Origin of the sequence: Micromonospora halophytica (genome assembly GCF_900090245.1) — a bacterium.
In the GTDB taxonomy this organism is placed as follows: Bacteria; Actinomycetota; Actinomycetes; order Mycobacteriales; family Micromonosporaceae; genus Micromonospora; species Micromonospora halophytica.
On sequence record NZ_FMDN01000047.1, the window covers coordinates 1 to 9,148 of the forward strand.

10 protein-coding genes and 1 pseudogene are annotated in these 9,148 nt (G+C 70.1%); 5 read left to right on the top strand and 6 right to left on the bottom strand.

Going from position 1 to position 9,148, the window contains the following annotated elements:
- Window positions 1-351: nucleotidyl transferase AbiEii/AbiGii toxin family protein (locus tag GA0070560_RS27650; RefSeq protein ID WP_170839615.1), on the top strand; the 351-nt coding region annotated here is incomplete at its 5' end.
- A gap of 260 nt (window positions 352-611) precedes the next feature.
- Here GA0070560_RS27650 and GA0070560_RS27655 read toward each other — a convergent pair.
- Window positions 612-1,802, bottom strand: a complete 1,191-nt coding sequence (locus GA0070560_RS27655) for an IS110 family RNA-guided transposase (RefSeq protein ID WP_091303029.1) — start codon at window positions 1,800-1,802, stop codon at window positions 612-614.
- A gap of 545 nt (window positions 1,803-2,347) precedes the next feature.
- Here GA0070560_RS27655 and GA0070560_RS28960 point away from each other — a divergent pair.
- A complete protein-coding gene (locus GA0070560_RS28960; RefSeq protein WP_170839616.1) occupies window positions 2,348-2,908 on the top strand; it encodes a hypothetical protein in 561 nt (186 codons plus the stop codon).
- 40 nt (window positions 2,909-2,948) lie between these two features.
- Here the strand turns inward: GA0070560_RS28960 and GA0070560_RS27670 are convergent, their stop codons facing one another.
- The 5 genes from GA0070560_RS27670 to GA0070560_RS27685 all read right to left on the bottom strand — a co-directional run bounded on the left by GA0070560_RS27670 (window position 2,949) and on the right by GA0070560_RS27685 (window position 5,972).
- Complete coding sequence (locus GA0070560_RS27670) at window positions 2,949-3,794, bottom strand: hypothetical protein (RefSeq protein ID WP_091303031.1); 846 nt, start codon at window positions 3,792-3,794, stop codon at window positions 2,949-2,951.
- A complete protein-coding gene (locus GA0070560_RS27675; protein WP_091303033.1) occupies window positions 3,791-4,372 on the bottom strand; it encodes an RNA polymerase sigma factor in 582 nt (193 codons plus the stop codon). The genes GA0070560_RS27670 and GA0070560_RS27675 overlap by 4 nt, the downstream gene beginning before the upstream one ends.
- Window positions 4,373-4,501: 129 nt before the next feature.
- Entirely contained in the window at window positions 4,502-4,831 is a 330-nt protein-coding gene (locus GA0070560_RS29690; protein ID WP_245675761.1) for a hypothetical protein, read from the bottom strand.
- Between the two features lie 58 nt (window positions 4,832-4,889).
- Window positions 4,890-5,654 (bottom strand): hypothetical protein, encoded by a 765-nt coding sequence (locus tag GA0070560_RS27680; protein WP_245675762.1) that lies wholly within the window; start codon window positions 5,652-5,654, stop codon window positions 4,890-4,892.
- A gap of 6 nt (window positions 5,655-5,660) precedes the next feature.
- A complete protein-coding gene (locus tag GA0070560_RS27685) occupies window positions 5,661-5,972 on the bottom strand; it encodes a hypothetical protein (RefSeq protein WP_245675763.1) in 312 nt (103 codons plus the stop codon).
- 61 nt (window positions 5,973-6,033) lie between these two features.
- Between GA0070560_RS27685 and GA0070560_RS27690 the strand changes: the two genes are divergently transcribed.
- The 3 genes and pseudogenes from GA0070560_RS27690 to GA0070560_RS30190 all read left to right on the top strand — a co-directional run.
- Window positions 6,034-8,382 (top strand): DEAD/DEAH box helicase, encoded by a 2,349-nt coding sequence (locus tag GA0070560_RS27690; protein ID WP_091303037.1) that lies wholly within the window; start codon window positions 6,034-6,036, stop codon window positions 8,380-8,382.
- Window positions 8,383-8,478: 96 nt separating this feature from the next.
- Window positions 8,479-9,045 carry a hypothetical protein gene (locus GA0070560_RS27695; RefSeq protein WP_091303039.1) on the top strand — a complete coding sequence of 189 codons (567 nt, stop codon included), beginning with the start codon at window positions 8,479-8,481 and terminating at the stop codon, window positions 9,043-9,045.
- Between the two features lie 2 nt (window positions 9,046-9,047).
- Window positions 9,048-9,148 (top strand): annotated as a pseudogene (locus GA0070560_RS30190) (nucleotidyl transferase AbiEii/AbiGii toxin family protein); the annotation flags it as partial.

The window sequence follows — 9,148 nt, forward strand, 5'->3', positions numbered from 1 at the left end:
GACTGGCGTGCCAACGAACCGATCCTCATGGCGATCGGACCCGTCCTCCACCCCGACGACGCGGTCGCAAACAAGATGAGCGCCCTCTACGGGCGGGCGTTCGCCCGGGACTTCATCGACATCGACGCCACCCTCCGATCCGGCCGCTACACCCGCAGCGCCCTTCTCGCCCTCGCGCAGCGCGCCGACCGTGGCTTCGACCCGCGTATCTTCGCCGACGCCCTCGGACAAGCCACCCAGCTCGATCCCGACGACTTCTCCCAGTACGGCGTCACCGGCCCAGCGCTGGACGATCTCCGAAGCCGATTCGCGGAGTGGCGCCGCGAACTGCTCAACGACGAGGAAGGATGACTCAGCACCGCCTCGCGGCTACGTCAAGCCGGCACCCACAGGGCCCACAACGTCGTCACAGCTGATCTTCGGCAAGCGATCGCAGCGAGCCCGCGAAGCGACCGGCACGCAACGGAGGACGATAGGAAGGCCGCAGGTCATCGGCCTACGGACACCGGCGCAGCGTCGGGTTAGGAGTCTCCATGTGACTCCGGTTGATCTTGGCGGGCAGGGTGGAGTGGCCGGCGCAGTGGGCTCGCGTCGGCGTGGAGCGGGCCGTTTCAGGCTGCGGCGCGGATCGCTGGTGCCGGTCGGGTGAAGGTCTTGCGGTCGCGGATAAGTGCCCAGAGGACGTCAACCCGCCGTCGCGCGAGGGCGAGAATCGCTTGACGGTGGTTCTTTCCTTCGGCGCGTTTCTTCTCGTAATAGGCACGCGACGTGGGGCATTCCCTGGCAGCGGTGAACGCGGCCATCCACAGAATGTGCCGCAGTCTTCGGTGGTACCGGCGGGGCTGGCGATGGTTCCCGGAGACCGTTCCGGAGTCGCGGGAGACAGGTGCCAGGCCGGCGTGGGCGGCGAGTTTCGCCGGGCTGTCGTACTCGGTCATGCCGGCGGTGTGGACGAGCAGTTCGGCGGTGAGCAGGGGTCCCATGCCGGGCAGGCTCTCGATGATCGGCGCCAGCGGGTGCTGGTCGAGCTGTTCGGCGATGAGGTCGTCGACGGCGGCGATGCGTTGTTCGAGGGCGAGGATCTCGGTGGCCATCTGCCCGACGACCACCGCGGCGGCGCGTTGTCCTGGCAGGTTCACGGTCTGCTGCCGGGCGGCGGTGACCATCGCCTCGGCGACCTGAACGGCGTTCTTCACGTGCCCGCGGCGGAGCAGGGCGGTGATCCGGTCGACGCCGGCGTGCCGGATCGCGGCCGGTGTCTGCCAGCACGCCAGGACCATCATCGGGGCTTTGCGGTTCAGGTCGACCGCGCGCTCCAGAGCGGGGCTTATCCCGGTGAGGAGTTCCTGTAGCCGGAAGAGGGTGGCGACGCGCTGCCCGACGAGGTCGGCGCGGTAGCTGGTCAGGACGGTGAATTCGGCGAGGAGCCGGTCGGAGGGTTCCAGGATCGGGATGTCGGGGCGCATGCGGATGGTCTGGGCGATGACGACGGCGTCGCGGGCGTCGGTCTTGTTCTCGCCGGCGAACGCGGTGGCCATGTGGAACGCGACGGTGCCGGAGACGTAGCGGACCTGGACCTGCCGCCGCCACAGCAGGGTCAGCAGGAGGGCGGACAGGCCGGTGGTGACGTCGACCGCCCAGCAGACCGGCCGGCCATACGTCGACACCTCGGCCATGACCGTGAGCAGGGAGGTCTCGTCGTTGGCGACCCTGCGGGAGTAGACCAGCCGGCCGTCGCCGTCGACGGCGGCGACGTGGTGGTGGGTCTTGCCGATGTCCACGCCGATCCACAGCTTCGCCACCCTCGCGCTCCTTCCACTTGATCGGTCTTGTCGGTCGGCCCGTCGTCTGTGGGTTCGGGTTTGCCGGCACCTTCTCACGAGGCGAACGCAGGTCGCGGATCTCCATCAGCGGTCTACCGAATCTCGCAGACGACGAAGCGGCGGGTGGCATCTCCTACCGTGAGCCAAACGATCTCAGCGAAACACACGCAGCCATACCCACCGCTCCCGGACATCAGGGTCTACGGCTGTCGGTGCCGCGCCCGTTCAACCCGGCCCGCCCGCGGAGCGAGAAGTGGGTGGCACCTCGAGGCTCAGCCACGATCACGGCGGAACACACTTCAGCCATCCCCACCCCCGGACCCCGCGGGCGCGGCAACCCTGAGCCTGCCGCCGTCGCCGGCCGGCACCCCGGACACGATGTGCGGGACCTGCGGAGCATCAGCGCTCCACCGAGCGCGGGGCAGGCGTACGGCATCGTGGCCCACGACGGCTGGTCGCGGCCGCCGCTCCGCGACCGGCCTGATTGCCACGCCAACCGTCGCCGCAGCGGCTTGAATGGCGGTGTGCAGGTCAACAAGGACGGGCGGGGCTGGCGCGTCGGCACTGCCGCCGACGTGAGCTGGATCGCCGGGCACACCACTGCCGGCGTCTCGATCACCACCGCCATCCCATCGGTCTTCGACGCCTACGCCACCACGTACCAGACCGACGACGTCACCGCCGCCGCCTACGAGCAGGCCCTGATCGAGGACCTCACCACGCACACGCCCGACCAGCCGTGGTGGCTGGCCTACCTCGACACCGGCGCCCACGACGTCGTCTTCCCCCACGCCCCGAGGGTGTTCCTCTACTGGAACTGGCCGTACGTGCTGGTCCAGGCCGGCCCCGAGCAAGCCCTCACCTGGCGCACCGGTGGGCACATCCGCCACCCGCACGGCGCGCTACCCGATCTGTTCTTCCCTGCCGACCGGTCATGGCTGGTCTCCGCGCTCTGGGACGACACCTGGACCTGCGTCGGCGGCCCGGCGCCACTTATCCACACCCTCGAACGCGACCCCGTGGCGAATGCCCGCCAGGTCCGACTCGGCGAGGACGCGCTGCCGCCGGGGCTGGTCCGCGAGTGACGACCCACGTCCCCGGTCAGCGGTCAGCCTCCGATCGTGGCTATCGCCCCCACTTCTCGGCAGGACGGCAGTCGCTGGTCGGTTTGCCGTAGATCCGCTTCCCGTCGGGGCCCGTGTAGCAGTGCTCGAGTTGGTCCTCGGCCTGGAACAGCGGGCGCCTGTCGATCTCGGTCCCTCCGGAGTCGTAGCTGACCAGTTGAGGGTCGTTGCTCGCTTTGAGTCTTGCGTCGCTGGTCATGAGGCCAAACGCGCCTTCGGAGAGCCGGGCTGCTGTGGTGTGGCCGTCGCCGTGGTCGAGTACGAGCCGGTGGACGCGGCTGCTGACCCGGCCGCTGATGCTGACGTCCCCGCCGTCGGACTCGGTGGAGGTCAGCAGCAGCCGCTGCACCGGCCCGGGCAGCCAAGCACCGTGCGGCCACGGCTCGGTGGCGCCCCCGCCGGACTCCCGGGCTGTTCCCGCCCCTTCCACGTCGCAGGTGGCGTAGCCGACGTCGTTCATGAACAACACCAGTGCGCGGTCACCTCGCTCGGTGGCCACCGCGAGGTCGGCCAGGGACACCGGGACGGGTCGCTCACCCGGATTCTGCCGGGTCTGTCGTTGCGGGGAGTTCCACCGCAGGCACCGCTCGGCCGCTTCCTGCAGCGTCGGCGACAGCTCACCGGGTCCCATGGCCAGCACCTGCATGGTCGAGCGCTCCGTCCGGTCCCACACCACCGCCGCGGCACCGGACGCCACGGCCAGCAGCACCGCCGCAGCAATGGCGATCCGCAGTCGTGGAATACGCGGCGGAGGCGGGCTCACGAAGCCGAGAATCCGGGCCCGCATCGCAAGCGCCGCCTCCGGCGGCAGGTCCCGCTCCGCGGGCAGGTCGAGAATGTCGTTCACCGCTTCCCCTCCTGGATCTCATCTGGCATCAGACGGGCCAGGCGGCTGCGCGCACGGCTCACCCTCGACCGCACCGCCACCTCGCTGATTCCCAACACGGCCGCCGCATCCGGGTACGACACGCCGGACCACAGGCACAACGCCACCGCCTCCCGCTCGGCCGGCGGCAACCGGCGGACCACCTCGAGAACCTCAGCCATCCGCCGCTCGTCGTCCAGCCGCGCGGAAACCTCGTCCGCGAGGTCACCGTCGGCGTACCGCTCCGCCGGTAGACGCCGTAGCAGCGCAAGCCATCGGCGCCCCGACCGCCACTCGGTGCGGACCGCGTTCGTGGTGACGACCAGCAGCCACGGCAGCGCCGATCCGTCCACGAGTCGGGCGTTGTGCCGGCGGCGCCACGCGACGAGGAACGTCGCCTGAGTGACGTCCTCGGCCGTCGACCACGACCCGGTCAGCCGGAACGCGTGGTTGTAGACCGGGCGGGAGTATCGGTCAAAGAGCCGACCGAACGCCGCCTCGTCACCGGCGGCGATCGAGGACCACAGGTCCTCGTCCGACGGCCATACTTGATGCCTCACACCACACTATGGCCGCCCACGCCGACCCTGTTGCAGGCCGACGGTCGACGTCTGAGGCCGTGGCGCCGGCGCGAGAGCCGCAGCGCGTGTAGGCGATGGTGGCCAGCTCACCGGGCGGCGATCCAAGCGTCAGGTGTCGAGGCCTGCGAGGTTGAGGCGTTCGAGCAGGCTGGGCTTGCGGGCGTGCACCGCCCGTAGCTCGGCCAGCCGGTGTCGGAACGATGAGCTGTCCCCGTCGCGTTCGCCAAGATCGCGCAGATCGACGAGGAGTTGTACAGCGGTGTCGTACTCGCGGGGTTTCTTCGTGGCGATGAGTTCGTCGACCCGCTGCCAGGCGGCGGGTTGGTCGACTCCGAGGGTGTCGAGGTGCCGTTGCCGGGCGGCTGCGGCGGACCGTTCCCGGCAAGCCCGGTCGCGTTCGCGCTGCTCGGCGTCCCGTCGTTCCCGCTGGGCGCGCAACTCCGCGGCGGTGGCGAGCAGTTCCCCGGCGGTGCGGGCGACTGCCGGGGTGGGCGTATCAGTGCGGTGTGCGTCGCGGTAGCGGCGCAGCAGTCGGCTGCGCAGGTGGCTGTCGCCGCCGGTGATCAGGTCGGTCAGGATGGCGTCCTTGTCCCGGGCGGGCAGCCCGACGACCCACTTCCGTAGTTGTGCGGCGGTCGGTTCGCCGGAGGCGGCCGGCGACGGACCCAGCCGCCGCAGCCGCGATCAGGTCAGGGTCGATGCGCAGAAACTGAGCGACGGCGGTGAGGGGCGCGTCGAGGGTGTCCAGCCCAGCCGGGACGGGCGGTTCGGGCTCGTCGCCGGCAACGTCCTCGGACTGTACGCAGCGCAGCCACGCCAGGTAGAGCAGGCGCAGGTCGCCGGCGGCGAGGCCGGCCCGGACCGGGATGATCGAGGTGAGCAGGCCGTGGCCGTCGAGGTCCCACTCGTCGGTGCCGTCCTCGTCCTCGTCGTGAAGGTCGATGATGACGTGCGTATCTGCGGTCCAAGCGGATGCGCTGTCGCCTTGGCAGTACCGGGCCACCGTGGCGAGGTCGAGCACGTGTTTCGGTAGCCGCAGCATGAGCCGGCGGGTTCCCCAGTTCGCCAGGTACAGGTGCGCGTCGAAGTATCGTTCCATCAGCGTGCGCGGGTCGCCCTTGAAGTTGCCCCACTCGTAGGTGTTGACGAAGCTGGTGGCGGTGATGTCGGCCCGGGTCGACATCGACCGCAGCTCGGCCCGCTCCCGGCCGGTGAGGGGCCGGTCGACGGCGGCGAACTCGTAGTACTGGTACTCGCTCACCGGGGCCTACCTTCCGGCCCAGTGCCGGTAGGCGTCGATCCACGCGGCGCCGTCCGGTGCCGGGGTGGGTAGCGGCAGGTCGAGCAGGTCGATCCTCTGCCGGTGGCGGCCCCGGACGCAGACCGCAGCAATACTGTCCGCGGTCAGCTCGACCTTCCGCACGGTGACCTCGATGCCGAGGACGGTGGTGGTGAACGGCACCGTCAGATGCTCCTCGATCATGGTGAACAGGCCGGCACGCTCGTCTTCGTGACCGTCCGTGTCGAGGGTGGCTTCCTCGATCATCGCCTCCAGCGCGGCGTTGCCCTTCGATGCCATCGGCGGAGGATAGCGGACCGGTGCCGTGGTGTTCGGAGCCTGATGCGCGAGGATGGTCGGCATGGGTTCGGTGGCCGAGTTCGTCGATCTTCGGCGGGAGGTGGAGCGGTTACGGGCGGAGAACGCCCGGCTGGGACGTCTGCTGGAGCTGCGCGGTCAGGACACGTCTGCGGCGCCGGAGCAGTTGTCCGCGCCGGTTGAGCCGCCAGGGCTGGTCACCATGGCTTCGCCGACTCGGGACAAGCTGGCGTTGTTCGCCGACCGGTTCCGGGCCCGGGCCGACGTGTACGCCGTGCGGTGGGACAACGCCCGTACCGGCGCTGCCGGGTGGATGCCCGCGGTCGCCGGCGGTTGGCGTAAGGGGATGGACCGGCGGGGTGCCACCTACCTGCCCCGTACGACGGAGGTCGTCGCGGCGCATCTGGTCGGCGACGTGTTCATGGGCCTGTACCCGCTGATGCCCGGCAACACCTGCCACTTCGTCGTGGCCGACTTCGACGGGCCCACGGCGATGCTCGACGCCCTCGCCTACGTGAAAGCGGCACGAGCCAGCGCGGTGCCCGCCGCGATGGAGATCTCCCAGTCAGGCCGCGGCGCCCACGTGTGGATCTTCTTCACCGGCGCTGTTCCCGCAGCCACCGCGCGCGCCGTCGGCACGGTCCTGCTGCGCGAGGCGATGGTGCTGCGCGGGTCGATGGACCTGCGGTCGTACGACCGTCTCTTCCCCAACCAGGACGTCCTGCCCGAGGGTGGCTTCGGCAACCTCATCGCCGCACCCCTGCAGGGACGCCGCCGCAAGGACGGGCTGACCACGTTTCTCGACCTCAGCACCCTCGAGCCGCACGCGGACCAGTGGGCGTTCCTGTCGACGCTGGACCGGCTCAGCCCCGGCGACGCCGAACACGTCGCCCGGCAGGCCAAGCAAGCCGTCACCGGTGCCGACGTCGCCACGATGAGCCGGTCCGCCGCGACCCAGGTCCACCCTCCGCTCCCTCCGGTGGTCCACGCGGAGGTAGGCGCCGGGCTGAGCATCGACGCCAGACAGCTCACCCCCGCCGCGCTGGCGACGTTCAAGCACGCCGCCGCCATGGCCAACCCGAAGTTCTACGAGTTGCAGCGACTCCGCAAGTCCACCTGGGACACCCCACGCTTCATCCAGGGCTACGACCTCACCCTCGATGACCGCTTGGTCCTCCCGCGGGGCCTGCGGCACACCATCACCACGATCGTCGAGCGCGCCGGATCCCGGCTGGCAGTCACGGACGCACGGAACCCCGGGACCGAGATCGACGCCGCGTTCACCGCCGAACTCACCAGCAGGCAGGCCAACGCGGTCAGCGCGCTTCTCGCCCACGACGACGGGATCCTGGTGGCCCCACCGGGCTCCGGCAAGACCGTCATGGCCTGCGCCGTGATCGCAGAACGCAACACCTCCACCCTCGTCCTCGTCGACCGCAAAGCCCTCGCTGACCAGTGGCGCACCCGGATCCAACAGTTCCTCGGATTGAGGCCGGGGCAACTCGGCGGCGGCCGACGCAAGCTCACGGGCACGGTGGACATCGCGTTGCTGCCCTCCCTGGCGCGGCGCGACGACGTCGCCACCCTGACTCAGGGGTACGGGCACGTCATCGTCGACGAATGCCACCACCTCGGCGCCGCCGCGTACGAGCACTCGGTCAAACGGATCGCCGCGCAGTTCTGGCTCGGCCTCACCGCCACACCCACCCGACGTGACGGCCTCGGCCAACTCGTCACCTGGCAACTCGGACCCGTCCGGCACACCCTGACCGACGATGAACAAGGCACTCTCGCGGCAGCGATGTACGCCGACGCCGGACCTCGTCGAGCGCTGTTCATCCACGAGACCGCCTTCCAGCCCGGCGACGTCGACCTGGACGCATCCGGCGCGCTCGCCGAGGTGCACCGGCGACTGGCCCTCGACGAGCCCCGCAACACCCAGATCGCCGATGATGTCGCCGTAGCCCTGACCCGCGGTCGCAACTGTCTCGTCCTGACCCGACGGGTCGCCCAGGTCGAAGCTCTCACCGCCCTGCTCGCCGCACGCGGACACCAGTCGCTCGTGCTCCAAGGCGCGATGAGCACCCGCGAACGGCGGACCATCGTTGACCGGCTCGACGGCGCCAAAGCCGGTGAGGGTTTGCTCGTCATCGGCACCACACCGTTCATCGGTGAAGGCTTCGACGCCCCCGCCCTCGACACCCTTTTCCTCGCCGGCCCGATCTCCTACGACGGCCTACTCGTCCAGTGCGCCGGCCGCGTCATCCGCGCCGCGCCCGGCAAGGACCTCGCCGAGGTCCACGACTACCACGACCCGGCCACTCCCATCCTCGCTGCCTCACTCCCACGCCGCATGCCCGGATACCGGGCCCTCGGCTTCACCAGAACATGAGTGCATCCCGACGCGATCACCACGCCTGGGCTCGCCGGTTACAGGGTGCGAATGAAAGGCCAAGCTTGCTGGGCCTAGCGTAGTAGGCTGATCGCCATGGGCCGGTTCTCCGAGGATGAGCTGCAGGCGGTTGTCTCCAGGTACGAGGCGACACGGGCGCAGGCGTTGACCGAGCGGGACGAGCAACTGCGGGCCTTCCACGCGGCCGGATGGCGGCCGGTGGACCTGCAGCGGGTCACCGGATACAGCCGGGAAACGATCCGTCAGGCACTCCGACCGGAGATCCGGCGGGCGACCAACCTCAGCCGACGCAGGACATCACCCCAGCCGCCAGCGGACTACCGGCCATACGGCGACCGGAAGCCCTACGTGGTGGCCGAAACCCTCACCGAACTGCACGGCCCGACCGACGGCACGGTGACGCTTCCGCGTCACCTCGACTGGTCCGGGCGCGCCGAGTACGACCTGAACCGGCCCGCGCGCCTGGCCAGCATGTACAAGGTGGTGCTCACCGAGGCCAGTACCGTCGAGGATCTGCACACCTGGCTCGACGCCCATCTCCTTCGGCGACTCTGGCCCACCCTCTGGCTGCCACCCCAGCTCCGCCAGCGCTGGGAGGAAGCCATCCCCGAACTCGCCGCAACCCGTAGCGAGGCGGCGTAGCGGTGGACCCCTTCCACGAACGCCTCGCCCGTACCGGCCTGGCGGCAGCCGATCGCTACGGCTTCGCGCTGGCCGGCGGGTACGCGGTCCAGGCCGCCGGGCT